Below are 16,319 nucleotides of genomic sequence, written 5' to 3'. Positions count from 1 at the left end.
TGTTGAATTGTGCGCCGGAGCGCTCCGATGAGCGGAAAGCGCCTCGCCTCGACCCGGCGCAAACCCTTGACATGTCCAGGTCCCGACGCTGGAATATGTTCGCTTTCGTTTGAGCTCGTTGAATTCGGCGCCACTACACCGACGGAGCCGCACATGTCATCGTTCGGAAAGTTCCGAAAGTTCAGAAAACGGGCCGGTACCGCACTCGCCACCCTTCCCCTGCTCGCCGGCGGTCTGGTCGCCCTCGCCGCCACGGCTGCGCCGCCCGCCGCAGCCGTCGACAACGGCCAGGCCCGCACCCCTCAGATGGGGTTCAACAACTGGAACTCCACGCACTGCCGGGCCGAGTTCAACGAGGCCATGGTCGAGGGCATCGCCGACACCTTCGTCTCCCAGGGCCTCAAGAACGCCGGGTACACCTACGTCAACATCGACGACTGCTGGGCGCTGCCCAACCGCGACGCGAGCGGCAACCTGGTGCCCGACCCGGTGCGCTTCCCCCACGGGATCAAGGCCGTCGCCGACTATGTGCACTCCAAGGGCCTGAAGTTCGGCCTCTACTCCAGCGCGGGCACCAAGACCTGTGACGTCCAGGGCTTTCCCGGCGGGCTCGGCCATGAGCAGCAGGACGCGAACCTGTGGGCGTCCTGGGGCGTCGACTATCTCAAGTACGACAACTGCAACAACAACGGAGTGGACGCGCAGCAGCGCTACAAGGCGATGGGCGACGCCCTGAAGGCCGCCACGCGCGCGACCGGCCGCCCGATCCTCTACAGCATCTGCGAATGGGGCTCCAACCAGCCCTGGACCTGGGCGCCGAACGTCGGCAACTCCTGGCGGACCACCGGCGACATCAGCGACAACTGGTCGAGCATGATCTCCATCGCGCACCAGAACCAGTCGCTCGCGCCGTACGCGGGCCCCGGCGGCTGGAACGACCCCGACATGCTGGAGGTCGGCAACGGCGGCATGACGGACACCGAGTACCGCACGCACTTCAGCCTCTGGTCGCAGATGGCCGCGCCGCTGCTGATCGGCAGCGATCTGCGCAGCGCGAGCGCGTCGACGCTCGCGATCCTCAAGAACACCGATGTGATCGCGGTGGACCAGGACGCGCTCGGCAAGCAGGGCACGGTGGTGTCGAACTCCGGCGGCCTCGTCGTGATGTCCAAGCCCCTCGCGGACGGCGGCCGTTCGGTCACCCTCACCAATGAGAACACCAGTGCCCGCACCATCTCCACGACCGTGAAGGACATCGGCATCGGCGGCGCCTCGTCGTACGCGCTCAAGGACCTGTGGTCGAAGGCGACCAGTACGACGACGAACGCGATCAGCGCGTCGGTGCCCGCGCACGGCACGGTGATGTTCCGGGTGACGCCGGGCAGCCCGGTGCCGCCGCCGACCGGGGTGAACCAGCTCAGCGATCTGCCGTGGACCTCGGCGGTCGGCGGCTGGGGTCCGGTCGAGCGCGACCGCAGCAACGGCGAGCAGGCGGCGGGTGACGGCCGCACCCTCACCATCGGCGGTGTCGGCTATGCCAAGGGCCTGGGCACGCACGCGCCCAGCGACATCTCGTACTACCTGGGCGGCGGTTGCTCCACGCTCGGCGTCGACGTGGGCGTCGACGACGAAGTAACGAACAACGGGTCCGTGGTGTTCCAGATCTGGCGCGACTCCACCCTGGTCGCCGACAGCGGGCTGCGCACGGCCGCCGATCCGCCCAAGCACCTGACCGCCGACCTCAAGGGCGGATCGACACTGCGGCTCGTGGTGACGGACGGCGGCGACGGCATCAACTTCGACCACGCCGACTGGGCCGACGCCAAGCTGGCCTGCGGCAGCGGCCCCTCGGCCGGCACCCATGACATCAGCGACCTGACCTGGGAGTCGGCCACCAACGGCTGGGGCCCGGTCGAGAAGGACCGCAGCAACGGCGAGCAGGCGGCCGGCGACGGCACGCCGCTGACCATCAACGGCACGGTGTACGCCAAGGGCCTCGGCACCCACGCGCCGAGCTCCGTCGCGTACTACCTGGGCGGCACCTGCTCCTCGCTGACCACGGCGGTCGGGGTGGACGACGAGGTCACCACGAAGGGCTCCGTCGTCTTCCAGATCTGGCGCGACTCCACGCTGGTCGCCGACAGCGGAACGCTCACCTCGGCGGACGCGGCCAAGCAGCTCACCGCCGATCTGACCGGCGCCATGGAGGTGCGCCTGGTGGTCACCGACGCCGGGGACGGCGTCGACTACGACCACGCCGACTGGGCGGGGCCGCGCCTCACCTGCGCGTGAGTGGCCGAACACCGCCGCGCACGCCATGACCGGTGCGCCCGTCGTCCCGCGCCACGCGCGCGTGGGCGGCGGGCGCCCGTGTGCCCGCGTGTCCGTGTGTCCGTGTGGATCCGTTTGTCCGGGTGACCGTGGGTACGCGGGTCCGGCGGGGGCGCGTGACTTCTCCAGGACACCGAACAGAAACCTGCGAGGGGTGTTGCGAACGGCAGTTCTGCGCCAAAATCCTCTGGACCTTCTACGCGCGTCGAGCGCCTCTACGCGCGTAACACACCGTCAGGGAGTGCATGAAATGCCGCTGAACCGTAGGACGTTCCTGGGCCGCTCGGCCGCCGCCGGGGCCGGTGTGGCCATCGCCGGAGGCGTCGCGGTCCCCGCCGAGGCCGAAGAGCAGCACCACGGGAAGGGCCACGGCCGTCCGCCGAAGCGGTACTCGTTCACCGTCATGGGCACCACCGACCTGCACGGCCACGTCTTCAACTGGGACTACTTCACCGACAAGGAGTACGACGACAAGGCGCACAACGACGTCGGTCTGGCCAAGGTCGCGACGCTGGTCAACCAGGTGCGCGAGGACAAGGGGCACCGCAACACGCTCCTGATCGACGCGGGCGACATCATCCAGGGCACCCAGCTCTCGTACTACTACGCGCGCGTGGAGCCGATCACGGGCTCGCACGGCAAGCGCGGGCCCAAGCACCCGATGGCGCTGGCGATGAACCACATGCGCTACGACGCGGCGGCGCTCGGCAACCACGAGTTCAACTACGGCATCCCCACGCTGCGCGCGTTCCAGGAGCAGCTGCACTTCCCGCTGCTCGGGGCGAACGCGCTGGACGCGAAGACGCTGAAGCCCGCGTTCCCTCCCTACACCGTCCGCCGCCTCAAGGTGCACGGCGCGCCGGACGTGAAGGTCGGCATCCTGGGTCTGACCAACCCGGGCATCGCCATCTGGGACAAGGCGAACGTCCAGGGGAAGATGACGTTCCCCGGTCTGGTCGAGCAGGCGAAGAAGTACGTGCCGCGGCTGCGCGCGCTCGGCTGTGACGTGGTGATCTGCACGGACCACTCGGGCCTCGACGGCAGCACCTCGTACGGGGACGCGCTGCCGTACCCGGAGAACGCGTCGTCGCTGGTGGCCGAGCAGGTGCCGGGCATCGACGCGATCCTGGTGGGCCACACCCACAAGGAGGTGCCCTCGCGGACGGTGGTGAACGCCGAGACCGGCAAGTCGGTGGTGCTGTCCGAGCCGTACATGTGGGGCATGCGCCTGAGCGTCTTCGACTTCGAGCTGGAGCTCGCGCACGGCCAGTGGCAGGTCTCCTCGGTCAAGGCGGACGTGCTGAACGCCAACACCGCCGACGAGGACCCGTTCGTGGCGAAGCTGGTGCGGGCCGAGCACGAGAAGGTCGTGAAGTACGTCAACCAGGTCATCGGCACGTCGAAGACGGCCATGACCACGGCCGAGGCGGCCTGGAAGGACGAGCCGATCATCGACCTGATCAGCACGGTGCAGACGGAGACGGTGAAGGCGGCGCTGGCGGGTGGCGCGTACGCCTCGCTGCCCGTGCTGTCGCAGGCGTCCTGCTTCTCGCGGAACGCCGCGATCCCGGCCGGGCAGATCACCATCAAGGACGCGGCGGGGCTCTACCCGTACGAGAACACGATGGAGGCGCGGCTGCTGACGGGCGCGCAGCTCAAGGACTATCTGGAGTTCTCGGCCCGGTACTACGTGCAGACGCCCGCCGGTGCGCCCGTCGACACGTCGAAGCTGACGAACGCGAACAGCACGCCGGACTACAACTACGACGCGGTGTCGGGTCTCACGTACGACATCGACATCGCGAAGCCCGCGGGGTCCCGGATCCTGAACCTGTCGTTCCAGGGCAAGCCGATCGATCCTGCCGCCCAGTTCGTGCTCGCGGTGAACAACTACCGGGCCAACGGGGGTGGCGGGTTCCCGCATGTCGCCACGGCGAAGCAGGTGTGGGCGAACTCGGACGAGATCCGGAACACGATGATCGCGTGGGTGAAGGCGAAGGGGACGATCGACCCCGCCGCGTTCGCTTCCGTGGACTGGAAGCTTGTCCGCGACGGGGTGCCGGTGTTCTAGGTCCGGTCAGGTTCACTTTCGGCTGCGGGGCGTGGGGGGCTGGTCGCGCGGTTCCCCGCGCCCCTTGGGTCAGCCCTCCAGCGGGATCAGGCCCTCCGGTGTCTTTGTCGGGCGAGGCTGTTGGGGTTCTGTCAGGCCGAACGTCGTGAACGCCGTGCGGGTCGGCAAGGGGTAGGGCTCCTTGCCCGTCAGGGTGTTCAGGATGCGGGCGCTGCGCCAGGCCGCCAGGCCCAGGTCGGGGGCGCCCACTCCATGGGTGTGCTTCTCCGCGTTCTGGACGTACACCGCGCCCGTCACCGAGCTGTCGAGCACCAGCCTGAACTCGGCGTCGATACGGGGGCGTTCGGAGGAGTCGAGGCGCATGTACGGGTCGAGTCCGGCCAGCATGCGGGCGAGCGGGCGCTCGCGGTAGCCGGTGGCGAGGACGACCGCGTCGGTGGTGAGCCGCGAGCGCGCGCCCTGCTGGACGTGTTCCAGGTGCAGCTCGACCCTGGTGGTGGCGACCCTGCCCGCGGTGCGGACGGTGACGCCCGGCGTGAGCGTCGCGTCGGGCCAGCCGCCGTGCTGGGTGCGGCGGTAGAGCTCGTCGTGGATCGCGGCGATCGTGTCCGCGTCGATGCCCTTGTGGAGCTGCCACTGGCGCGGCACGAGCTGGTCGCGCATGGGCTCGGGCAGGGCGTGGAAGTAGCGGGTGTAGTCGGGGGTGAAGTGCTCAAGGCCCAGCTTCGAGTACTCCATCGGCGCGAACGTCTCGGTGCGGGCGAGCCAGGTGATGCGCTCCCGGCCCGCCGGGCGGCCCCGCAGCAGGTCGAGGAAGACCTCGGCGCCGGACTGGCCCGAGCCGACGACGGTGACGTGGTCGGCGGCGAGAAAGCGCTCGCGGTGGTCGAGGTAGTCCGCCGAGTGGATCACCGGCACGGTGGGCGCGTCGGCGAGGGGCCTCAGCGACTCCGGTACGTACGGTTCGGTGCCGACGCCGAGGACCAGGTTGCGGGCGAAGGCGCGGCCCAGCGCCTCGGCCTGGCCGTGCATGTCCAGCTGGGTGAAGTCGACCTCGAACAGCTCGCGTTCGGGGTTCCAGCGCACCGCGTCGACCTGGTGGCCGAAGTGCAGCCCGGGCAGGCTCTCGCTGACCCAGCGGCAGTACGCGTCGTACTCGGTGCGCTGCACGTGGAAGCGCTCGGCGAAATAGAACGGGAAAAGACGCTCGCGGTGGCGCAGATAGTTGAGGAACGACCAGGGGCTCGCCGGGTCGGCGAGGGTCACCAGGTCGGCCAGGAACGGGACTTGGAGGGTGGCGCCCTCGATGAGCAGCCCGGGGTGCCAGTGGAAGGCGCGGCGCTGTTCGAAGAACGCGGTCGAGAGGCCGCCGGGGACGCCGTGCGCGAGGGCGGCCAGTGAGAGGTTGAACGGGCCCACTCCGATGCCGACCAGGTCGTGCGGGTGGTCCAGGTCTGGGGCGAGTGCCGGTGCGGTCATCGGGGGATGCTGCCTTCCACGATCGTGAGGAGCTGGGCCAGGTCGTCGGTGGTGGCGTGGGGGTCGAGCAGGGTGGCCTTGAGCCAGAGCCGCCCGTCGGCGCGGGCCCGGCCGAGGACGGCGCGGCCCTCGGTGAGCAGCGCCCGGCGGATGCGCGCCACCTCGTCGTCAGCGGCTCCGGCCGGGCGGAACAGGACGGTGGAGAGCGCGGGGCGCCCGTACAGCTCAAGGGCGGGGTGTTTCTCGACGAGGTCGGCGAACAGGTGCGCCGCCGCGAGCGTGCGGTCGACGAGGTCCGCGAGTCCGGCGCGGCCGAGCGCGCGCAGGGTGACGGCGATCTTCAGTACGTCGGGTCTGCGGGTGGTCCGCAGGGAGCGGCCGAGCAGATCGGGCAGGCCCGCCTCGGTGTCGTCGTCGGCGTTGAGGTAGTCGGCGGTGTGCGCGAGCGGGGCGAGGCGGGCCGGGTCGGGGACCGCGAGGAGTCCCGCCGCGACCGGCTGCCAGCCGAGTTTGTGCAGGTCGAGGGTGACCGAGTGGGCACGCTCGATGCCGCGCAGGACGGCCCGGTGGGTGGGGCTGAAGAGCAGCGGCCCACCGTACGCGGCGTCGATGTGCAGCTCGGCGCCGTGCCGCGCGCACAGGTCGGCGATCTCGGGGAGCGGGTCGACGGCGCCGGTGTCGGTGGTCCCGGCGGTGGCGGTGACCAGCACGGGGTGGTGCAGATCGGTCAGGGCGTCGTCGAGCGCGGCGAGGTCGAGGGTGCCGGCGGGGGCGGGCACCACGACGGGGTCGGGGAGAGCGAGGAGCCAGGCGGCGCGCGGCACGGAGTGGTGGGCGTTGGCGCCGCACACGAGCTGGACCGCGCCGTGCCGCTCGCGTGCGAGGAGCAGCGCCACCTGGTTGGACTCGGTGCCGCCGGTGGTGACCAACGCGTCGCCGCCGCCGAAGAGTTCGGCGGCCAGGGCTCGGGTGACATGGCCTTCGAGCTCGGCGGCGGCGGGTGCCTGGTCCCAGGAGTCGAGGGACGGGTTGAGGACGGCGGCGGCGAGGTCGGCGGCGGCGGCGAGCGCGAGCGGCGGGGTGTGCAGATGGGCGGCGCAGCGGGGGTCGGCGGGGTCGGCCGCGCCCTCCGCCACCGTCCGTACGAGGGTGGCCAGCGCCTCCTCGGCGCCGGTGCCCTCGGCGGGGAGCACGTCCCGTACGGCGGCCGCGACCCGCACGGCGACGGCCTGCGGCCCGCCTCCCGGCAGCGGCCCGCCCCGGGCCACCGCGCCGTCCCGCAGCGCGTCGAGGACGACACCGATCAGGGGGCGCAGGGCGGCGGGGCCGGTGCGGCCGCCGGCGAGGGGCGGGGTGTGCATGGGGGGGGTCCTTCGGGTGGGCGAACGACGGCCCCACCAGCGTGCTGCGTCACGCGGTGGTGCGGCTGCCCTGCACAACGATCTCAACCCGAAAGTGGTACTGCCTTGCGGAGCCGGGGTGTTGGGGGGTGGCGCGCTGGTATGAGCGCCACCCCCGGCACCTTCGAAACCCCTGCTGAACGCCTACGACTCGCGTGCCGCCAGGGCCCGGCGCAGGTCGTCGACCTGGTCGGCGAGCTTGCGGCGCAGGGCCGGGAGCAGGTCCTCGCGGGCCAGGCACGCCTCGCCGAGGGATACCGCCTCCGGGTCGATCGCGTAGTGCGGGAAGGCGTAACGGCCCGCCGCCTCGGCGATCGCGGGGCCGCGCCGGTCCGCCAGCGGGACCGCGTCGGCGTAGAAGCGCGCCACGTACTCCCGTACCAGATCGGCCTGTTCGGGCTGCCAGAAGCCCTGGGCCGTGGCCGTGAACAGGTAGTTCGACAGCTCGTCGCCCTCGAACATGGCCGCCCACGCGGCCGCCTTGGCCGCCGGGTCGGGCAGGGCGGCGCGGCAGCGGGCCGCGCCCTCCTCGCCGGTGGCGCTGGGGTCGCGGGCGAGCTCGGCCGCGATCGCCGCCTCGTCGGTCGCGCCGAGGACCGCGAGGCGGTTCAGGACGCGCCAGCGCAGCTCGGGGTCGAGCTCCGGGCCGCCGGGCACGCTGCCGTCGGCCAGCCACTCCTGGATGGTGTGGGGCTGGGCGGCGCAGTCGATGAAGTGGCGTACGGCGGTGAGCCGCAGGCCGGGGTTGTCGCCGTCCTCGGTGCGCCGGATCAGGTCCCGGGTCAGCTCGGTGAGCAGCGCGAGCGCGGCCGGGCGGGCGTCCGGGGCGAGGTAGCGGTTGGCCGCCTGCGCGGCGGCGAAGGTGAGGACGCCCTGCACATTGGCGAGGTCCGACTCGTACGGCAGATGCGCGCGGGCCGTCTCCAGGTAGGCGACGGGCTCCAGTTGGCCGTCGCGGACCATGTCGCGGGCGGCGTTCCAGACGACCGCGCGGGCAATGGGGTCGGGGAGGCCGGAGAGCGTGCGCAGCGCCGTCTCCCAGGACTCCTCGTCGAGGCGCACCTTGGCGTAGCTGAGGTCGCCGTCGTTGAGCAGGACGAGCGCCGGGCGGGCGCCGGTGCGGGTCAGGGGCGCGCCCGGGACGTCGATCTCGAAGCGCTCGCGCAGCACCAGCCGGCCGGGGCTGGACGGGTCGATGTCGTACGCGCCGACCGCGATCCGGTGCGGGCGGTCGCCGTCCTGGTCGACGGTGAGCGTCCAGGAGCCCTCGGCCTCCTCGACCACCGGCGTCAGCGTGTCCACGCCGGTGGTGCGCAGCCAGCTCTCGGCCCAGCCGTGCACGTCCCGGTCGGTGGCCGAGGCGAGGTTGTCGATGAAGTCGGCGAGTGTGGCGTTGCCGAACTTGTGCCGCTTGAAGTGGGTGTTGATGCCCGCGAGGAAGTCCTTCTCGCCCATCCAGGTCACCAGCTGGCGCAGCGCCGAGGCGCCCTTGGCGTACGAGATGCCGTCGAAGTTGAGCATCGCGGAGGCGGTGTCCGGCACGGCGTCCGGGTCCGGGGCGACCGGGTGGGTGGAGGGGCGCTGGTCGGCGTCGTAGCCCCACGCCTTGCGCACGATGCCGAAGTCGACCCAGGTGTCGGTGAAGCGGGTGGCCTCGGTGAGCGTCTGGTAGCCCATGTACTCGGCGAACGACTCGTTCAGCCAGATGTCGTCCCACCAGCGCAGGGTGACCAGGTCGCCGAACCACATGTGGGCCATCTCGTGCGCGATGACCATGGCACGGGTCTGGCGCTCGGTGTCGGTGACGGCCGAGCGGTAGATGAACTCGTCCCGGAAGGTGACCAGACCGGGGTTCTCCATCGCGCCCGCGTTGAACTCGGGCACGAAGGCCTGGTCGTAGGAGTCGAACGGGTACGGCTCGTCGAACTTCTCGTGGTAGCGGTCGAAGCACTGCCGGGTGATCTCGAAGAGCTCGTCGGCGTCGGCGTCCAGATAGGGCGCGAGCGAGCGGCGGCAGTGCAGGCCGAAGGGCAGCCCGGCGTGCTCGGTGGTCACCGAGTGGAAGGGGCCGGCGGCGAGCGCCACGAAGTAGGTGGAGAGCAGCGGGGTGGTGGCGGCCTTCCAGCGGCCGTCCTCCTGCTGCTCGGTGATGCCGTTGGCCAGCACGCTCCAGCCCTCGGGCGCGGTGACCGTGAGGTCGAAGGCGGCCTTGAGGTCGGGCTGGTCGAAGGCGGCGAAGACGCGCTGCACGTCCTCCATGAAGAGCTGGGTGTACGTGTAGGTCTCGCCGTCGACCGGGTCGGTGAAGCGGTGCAGCCCCTCGCCGGTGTGCGAGTAGGTCATGGCCGCGTCCAGGCGCAGCTCGTGCGGGCCCTCGGCCAGGCCGGTGAGCGCGATCCGGTTCTCGACGAGCGAGGCGGGGTCCAGCGGCTGCCCGTCGAGGCTGACCGAGCGCAGAACGGCGGGCTTGACCTCGACGAAGGTGTCCCCGGCGGCGCGCGCGGTGAAGTGGATGACGGTACGGGAGTCGAAGGTGTCGTCGCCGGTGGTCAGATCTAGTTCGATCGCATACCGCTGTACGTCGAGGAACTGGGCTCGGGTCTGCGCTTCGTCGCGCGTCAGTACGGACATGGGGGCCATGCTGCCCGATGGCCCCCCGTCCGCACATCGGGATTGCGTTGCGCTCTCAGCGCACGCGGAGCCCGGCCGCGCGGACCGGGTCCGCGCTCGTCAGGACGACTTCGCGATCGTCTCGTGGTGCCTGATCACCTCGGCGATGATGAAGTTCAGCAGCTTCTCGGCGAAGGCCGGGTCCAGCTTGGCGTTCTCCGCGAGCCGGCGCAGCCGGGCGATCTGCTCGGTCTCCCGGGCGGGGTCCGCCGGGGGCAGCTTGTGCTGGGCCTTGAGGTGGCCGACCTGCTGGGTGCATTTGAAGCGCTCCGCGAGCATGTGCACGACGGCCGCGTCGATGTTGTCGATGCTGTCGCGGAGCCGGGCGAGCTCCGCCTGCACGGAGGGGTCGATCGTGGTCATGGTCGTCGAGCTTACGTGGCTCGGCCCGCGATCGTCGGAGGGTGTTCGGGATCCGGGACGCGGCTGCTCCAGCCGCCGGGCACCGCCCGGCCCTGCTGCTCGCGGAAGCGGACCGGCGCGATGCCGACCCGGCGGGTGAACAGCCGGGAGAAGTACGCCGGGTCGTCGTAGCCGACGCGCCGGGCCACGGCGGCGACCGGCAGGTCGGTGGCAGCGAGGAGTTCCTTGGCCCGGCCGAGCCGGATGCCGAGGAGATAGTCCTTGGGGCTGCACCCGGCGCCCCGGCGCACCGCGACGCGCAGCTCGGCGGGGGTCATCCCGTGCCGTGCGGCGTGCTCGGCGACCGACAGCGGCCGGAAGGCGTCGCGGGCGAGCGCCGCCAGGACCGGGTCGCCGTCGGGGGCCAGGTCGGCGCGGGCGCGGCGCAAGGCAACCAGGAGTTCATGGACGGCCGCGCCCGTCTCGACCTCCAGGAGCGGATTGCCCCGGCGGGCCGCCCGCGCGATCCTCCCCACCGCGGCCCGGGCGCCCGCGGTGTCGGCGAGCGGGACGACCGGGCGATCCGGCTCGATGTAGCCGAGCTCGGTGTAGGTGGCCGTCGCGGGCCCGGTGAAGTCGACGAAGGACTCGTCCCAGCCGGTGGCCGGGTCGGGTCCGTAGTGGTGCGGGACGCCCGGGGTGAGCCAGATCAGCGCGGGCGCGACGACCGCGACCCGCTCCCCGTCCGCGCCCCGGAACCAGCCGCCGCCCGCGCCGACGACCACGGCCACGTGGTGGTCGAGGGTGCGGGGTCCGACCGTGGGCAGCAGCCCGTGCTGCATCCCGACGCCGAGGCAGACCAGACCGAGCCGGTGGTGGACCGGACTCGGGGTGAAATAGCGCATCCAGGTGTGATACCCGCCCATTCCGCCGCCTCCCGTCCCGTCCCCCTGCCCACCAGCTCCTTGCGTCCAATCAGCGCCGATCTTTGTCCATGGACCGGCGGGGCGCCAGGGACAAAAGTGGCCGGGGCGAGCGGACGAGAGACGGGCGGGGGCCGGTGGCCGACTTCACCGTGGGTGACGAGGACTTTCTGCTGGACGGGCGGCCGGTGCGGCTGCTTTCGGGGGCGCTGCACTACTTTCGGGTGCACGAGTCCCAGTGGGGCCACCGGCTCGCGATGCTGCGGGCGATGGGGCTCAACTGCGTGGAGACGTATGTTCCATGGAACCTGCACGAGCCGGCGCCGGGCGCCTTCCGCGACCCCGGCGCGCTCGGCCGGTTCCTGGACGCGGCCGGGCGCGCCGGGCTGTGGGCGATCGTGCGCCCCGGCCCGTACATCTGCGCCGAGTGGGAGAACGGCGGGCTGCCGCACTGGCTGACGGGCCCGCTGGGGCGGCGGGTGCGCACCCGGGACGCGGAGTATCTGGACCGGGTGCGGCGCTGGTTCGGGCAGCTGCTGCCGCAGGTGGTGGCGCGGCAGATCGACCGGGGCGGCCCGGTGATCATGGTGCAGGTCGAGAACGAGTACGGCAGCTACGGTTCGGACCGGGTGTATCTGGACGCCCTCGCCGAGCTGCTGCGTGAACTGGGCGTCGCCGTACCGCTGTTCACCTCGGACGGGCCCGAGGACCACATGCTGACCGGCGGGTCGCTGCCGGGCGTGCTCGCCACCGCCAACTTCGGCTCGGACGCCCTGGGGGCCTTCGAGGTGCTGCGCCGCCACCGGCCGAAGGGGCCGCTGATGTGCATGGAGTTCTGGTGCGGCTGGTTCGACCACTGGGGCGCGGAGCCGGTCGTACGGGACGCGCGCGAGGCGGCCGGGGCGCTGCGCGAGATCCTGGAGTGCGGCGCCTCCGTCAATCTCTACATGGCGCACGGCGGCACCAGCTTCGCGGGCTGGGCGGGCGCCAACCGGGACGGCGAGGCGCATCTCGGGGCGCTGCTGCCGGACGTCACCTCGTACGACTACGACGCACCGATCGACGAGGGCGGCCGGCCGACGGAGAAGTTCTGGGCCTTCCGGGACGTGCTCGCCGGGTACCACGAGGTGCCGCTCCCCCAACTGCCGCCCGAGCCGGTGACCTTGGGCGCCCCGGTCACCGTGCCGCTCACCGAGTGGGTCGCCGCCGAGGACGTCCTGGAGGTGCTGGGCTCGTCCGAGCGCGAGTTCGGGACGCCGCCGACATTCGAGGAGCTGGACGTGGACCGGGGCGTGGTGCGCTACCGGTTCGATGTGCCCGGTCCCCGGCAGCCGTATCCGCTGCGGGTGGCAGGGCTGCGGGACCGTGCGGTCGTCTACGTCGACGGGGTGCGGGCGGGGGTGCTGACCGAGGAGGAGGCGGTGCTGCCCGAGCCGGTGGCGGGGCCCGCCGTGGTCGAGCTGTGGGTCGAGTCGCTGGGGCGCGTCAACTACGGCCCCCGGCTCGGTGAGACCAAGGGCGTCACCGTCGGGGTGCTCCACGAACGGCAGTTCCTGCACGGCGTACGCGCGCGTGGCCTGCGGCTCGACGCGTTCGAGGACGCGGAGCGGATGCGGCGGCTGCCGTTCCGTTCCACTGCGGAGAACAGCGGCCGGGGTCTGTTCCAGGGCACGTTCGACCTTCAAGATCCCGGCGACGCCCGCCTCGAACTTCCCGGCCTGGTACGGGGTTTCGCCTGGGTGAACGGAGTCAACCTCGGACGTTACTGGTCCGCCGGGCCACAGACGTCGCTCCACGTTCCAGGGGCGGTGCTGCGCGAACAAGCCAATACGGTGTGGATTTGGGAGCTGGAGCTTGAGGATTCAATCAATCCGGAAGTGAGATTCCGCCGTCAGACCTCGCGCACCTCGAACGAGTCGAGCACGAACTCCGCCGTCCCGTCGTCGCCCGTCTTGCGCAGCCCGACCCACGCCTCACCGGCTGCCGGAGCCGTGAACTCATAGGCGTACACCGTCGGTCCGTCCGCCGCCGGGAGTCCTTCGCGGCTCAGCTCGCGCGTCGCCGAGCCGTCGTCGACGCCGGTGATCCAGGCGTACTGGCCCGCCTTCTCGTTCTCGTAGCGGAACGCGACGCGGTAGCGCCTGCCCGGGGCGAAACGGACGGTGAACGGGACCGTCCGGTAGACCAGGCCGTCGTTCTCGCCTCGCGACTTCAGCGACTGGCCGCCGTCGATCACGTCGTCGATCGCCTTGCCGTTCCAGCCCCGCCGGGTGTACGGCGCGTGCCGCTGCGCGATGTGGGTGCGCGGGTCGGTGGCGCCGCCCGCGTCGCCCTTGACGAAGACGCCCCAGCCCTGTGGCACGTTCTCGAAGTCCTCGTACACGAGCGTGCCCGCCCTGGCGGCGCGGCGCGCGGCCACGATCCGTACGTTGTCGAACCGCACCCGGGCGCTCCCGGCCGCCGCCCGCAGCGTCAGTTCGACCGGGCCGCCGCCCTCGGGGACGGTGAAATACGTGAACATCCGCTGGAAGCGGGTGCCGTGCTTGCGGTCGGCGGCCACGTAGTTGCCCGCCGTGGACGTCCGCGTCCAGCTGCGGGCGGTGACTCCGTCGGCGGTGCGGACCTCCAGGGCCGCCGTGCGCCGCTCGTCCGCCCGCTCCCCCACTTCGACCTGCACGGACGCCGCGTACTGCCCGGGCGCGAGACGACTCAGGCGCTGGCCGACGGCCGCCGCCGCGCCCGCGCCGATCACCAGCTCGTAGTCGCCGAGCGCGCTGCGGCGCACCGACGCGGGGCCGCTGACCTTCCAGGCGTCCAGGGAGCCGGAGTGGAAGCCGGGGTCGCGCAGCGCGGTGCCCTGCCCCCAGTCGGGGCGGCGGCCGGTGACGCGGTCGCGATAGACGACGTACGGCTGGTCGGCCTCCGCGTCGACGGTGACCGCCCCCGCGCGGACCGGCAGATCGCGTACGTACACCCGGCCCTGGTCGGTCAGGCGGTACAGGACCACCGAGCGGGCACCGGACCAGCCGCGCGGGAGGCGCCAACTCGTGCTCCCGCCCGATGGGTTGTAGTGGTACAGCTTCGCCGGATTCAGTGCGCTGCGGGGCTCCCAGGGCAGCAGATAGGCGCCGCCGTCGTACACCACGCGCGCGTCCGTGGTGATCCGGCGCACGCCGTCCGCGTCACGGACGGAGGTGCCGGTCGGCCCGAAGAAGGTGATCTCGTGGTCGCCCCAGCGCCGGATCGGATACGCCTGGAGGTACTTGGCGGGCAGCGACTCGGTCCAGATCAGCCGGTAGAACGCCGTCCAGTCGGTCTTGCCGACCCAGCCCTCGAAGTTGCCCATGTGGACATGGCCGAGCAGGGTCGGCCACTTGTTGGCGAACACGTCCTTCTGGTGGTTGCGCAGGAACCGGATCAGCCGGGAGTTGATGCCGCGCGAGGTGTCGCCGCCGTAGTCGGTCTCGTTGGCCCAGTGCGACCAGAGCGAGGAGCGCTCCAGGCCGTGTCCCCACTCCGAGGCGACCAGCCAGCCCTGGTCGCGCAGGGCGCGCTGGAGGCGGTCGGAGGTCCAGCCGGACTCGCGGAAGACGTCGAGGTAGAGCGCGCCGAGGGCCGGATCCGTCTCCCGGCGCAGCTGCGCGAAGCGCCGCACGATGTCGCCGGAGACCAGGTCGCGGCGCTGGTCGATGCGGTACGACTGGTCGAGCCAGTCCCACTGCTGGTTCTTCTTGTCGACCAGCGTCTCGGAGAAGGCGTGGGCGACGGGGTACGACTCGGTCGCGTTCACATGGACCGCGAAGTCGCTGTTCCACTTGCGGCCCTCGCGGACCAGGAAGTTGAGGTCCGAAAGGCCGCCCGCGCGTTCGTTGTAGTTGCCCGCGTAGTCGGGGTGGGCCGAGTCGTGGCCCTCGGACTGATAGCCCTTGAGCAGGGTGAACTGGCGCAGGCCGTCGGTGGCGAGCGAGATCCGCTTGACGTTGTCGAGGGTGGCGAGGAACGGGTTGGTCGCCTGCGAGGCGAAGTTGAAGGGGATGTGCGGGACGACGCGCAGGTGCTGCTCGTCGGCGCCGAGCGGGGTGACCATGATCTCGCGCAGCGCGATCGCCGCGTCCTGCCAGTCGACGACGGCACCGCCGCCCCGGCCCCGGGTGACGATCACGGTGGCGTACGGCAGCGGCTCGGTGGCGTCGACGGGGGCGGTCGCCGCGCGGTGCGTCCACTGGCCGGGGACGAGCCGCGCCGTGACGTGACCGTCCCGCTCGATCGTCTGGCGCCACAGGCGGCCGTTCTCCCAGGTGGTCCCGGCGGCGCTGTCGGGCTTGTCGTAGACGGTGTTCGTCTCGACGGCGCCGCCGAGGGTGTCGTGCGCGACGACGGCGTACGCGCAGCCGACAGGTGCGGCGTCCGGGGCGCTGTCCGGGGTGAGCAGGACGAGGGTGTCACCGCTCTTCGCCTTGTCCAGCTGGATCCTGGCGGCGAGCAGGGCGGCGCCGGGCTGGTCGTCGCGTACGGAGAGCAGGGCGAGGCCGGGGATCTGGAGGGTGCCGATGCGGAGGGCGGGGGTGTCGTGGATGCGGGTGACGCGCCAGTCGACGCGGAGCCCTTCGACGCGGATCCCGACCCGGATCTCGGTGCCGTTCCCGAACGCGAGTGTGTACGTGACGTGGTCGCGGGCGGGGTGCGCGGTGACCTGGGGGGTGTGGGCCACCCCGTCGATCAGGACGTCGTGGACGGGGTCCTCCTGTCCGTACAGGCGGGCGCCGGTCGCTCGGTCCGTGTACGAGATGACTCGGGGGAACGCGGTGTCGACGCGTACGTCCAGGTCGTGCGAGCGGATGACGCTCTCCGCGGTCGCCGCCGTCGCGGTGCCCGGCGCCCCGAGGGCGGCCCCCGCCCCGGCCAGCGCGGTGGCCGCCACCACCGTCCTCCGCTTCGGTCCGCGTACTTCACCGTTCACGCTGGGTCCCTCCTCGTGCCGGGGCCGCTGCGGTCACCCTGGGCCGGGCGGGAGGGGCGCGCCCATGGACAAAGTGGCGGGGGTGTTGGACTGTTCGCCGGCGGGTTGGTCGCGGCCGAGCGACTGAGCCGGTTCGCGCTCCG

Annotated in this window: 9 protein-coding genes; 3 read left to right on the top strand and 6 right to left on the bottom strand. The window is 71.8% G+C overall.

Annotated features, from left to right (window positions below):
- Window positions 1-153 precede the first annotated feature (153 nt).
- A complete protein-coding gene (locus ACGFRG_RS10935; RefSeq protein WP_393263160.1) occupies window positions 154-2,292 on the top strand; it encodes an NPCBM/NEW2 domain-containing protein in 2,139 nt (712 codons plus the stop codon).
- A 289-nt stretch (window positions 2,293-2,581) separates the two neighbouring features.
- The gene (locus ACGFRG_RS10930; RefSeq protein WP_361430151.1) at window positions 2,582-4,402 is read left to right on the top strand and encodes a 5'-nucleotidase C-terminal domain-containing protein; all 1,821 of its coding nucleotides are present in this window, start codon (window positions 2,582-2,584) and stop codon (window positions 4,400-4,402) included.
- A gap of 69 nt (window positions 4,403-4,471) precedes the next feature.
- Here the strand turns inward: ACGFRG_RS10930 and ACGFRG_RS10925 are convergent, their stop codons facing one another.
- The 5 genes from ACGFRG_RS10925 to ACGFRG_RS10905 form a co-directional block, all read right to left on the bottom strand.
- Window positions 4,472-5,881 (bottom strand): SidA/IucD/PvdA family monooxygenase, encoded by a 1,410-nt coding sequence (locus tag ACGFRG_RS10925; protein WP_361430150.1) that lies wholly within the window; start codon window positions 5,879-5,881, stop codon window positions 4,472-4,474.
- A complete protein-coding gene (locus ACGFRG_RS10920) occupies window positions 5,878-7,242 on the bottom strand; it encodes an aminotransferase class V-fold PLP-dependent enzyme (RefSeq protein WP_361430149.1) in 1,365 nt (454 codons plus the stop codon). The genes ACGFRG_RS10925 and ACGFRG_RS10920 overlap by 4 nt, the downstream gene beginning before the upstream one ends.
- Window positions 7,243-7,425: 183 nt before the next feature.
- Complete coding sequence (pepN, locus tag ACGFRG_RS10915) at window positions 7,426-9,912, bottom strand: aminopeptidase N (protein ID WP_361430147.1); 2,487 nt, start codon at window positions 9,910-9,912, stop codon at window positions 7,426-7,428.
- Window positions 9,913-10,011: 99 nt separating this feature from the next.
- Window positions 10,012-10,314 carry a chorismate mutase gene (locus tag ACGFRG_RS10910; protein WP_361430145.1) on the bottom strand — a complete coding sequence of 101 codons (303 nt, stop codon included), beginning with the start codon at window positions 10,312-10,314 and terminating at the stop codon, window positions 10,012-10,014.
- Between the two features lie 11 nt (window positions 10,315-10,325).
- Entirely contained in the window at window positions 10,326-11,219 is an 894-nt protein-coding gene (locus ACGFRG_RS10905; protein WP_361430144.1) for an AraC family transcriptional regulator, read from the bottom strand.
- A gap of 134 nt (window positions 11,220-11,353) precedes the next feature.
- Here ACGFRG_RS10905 and ACGFRG_RS10900 point away from each other — a divergent pair, with 134 nt between their 5' ends.
- Window positions 11,354-13,219, top strand: coding sequence for a beta-galactosidase family protein (locus ACGFRG_RS10900; RefSeq protein WP_393263156.1), 1,866 nt, complete (start codon window positions 11,354-11,356; stop codon window positions 13,217-13,219).
- Here the strand turns inward: ACGFRG_RS10900 and ACGFRG_RS10895 are convergent.
- Window positions 13,108-16,176 carry an endo-alpha-N-acetylgalactosaminidase family protein gene (locus ACGFRG_RS10895; protein ID WP_393263154.1) on the bottom strand — a complete coding sequence of 1,023 codons (3,069 nt, stop codon included), beginning with the start codon at window positions 16,174-16,176 and terminating at the stop codon, window positions 13,108-13,110. The genes ACGFRG_RS10900 and ACGFRG_RS10895 overlap by 112 nt on opposite strands.
- Window positions 16,177-16,319 lie beyond the last annotated feature (143 nt).

The sequence above is a fragment of the Streptomyces sp. NPDC048696 genome, from assembly GCF_043198895.1.
Lineage (GTDB): Bacteria > Actinomycetota > Actinomycetes > Streptomycetales > Streptomycetaceae > Streptomyces.
Note: the sequence above shows the minus strand (reverse complement) of the source record. Positions and strands in the feature narration are given on the sequence as shown.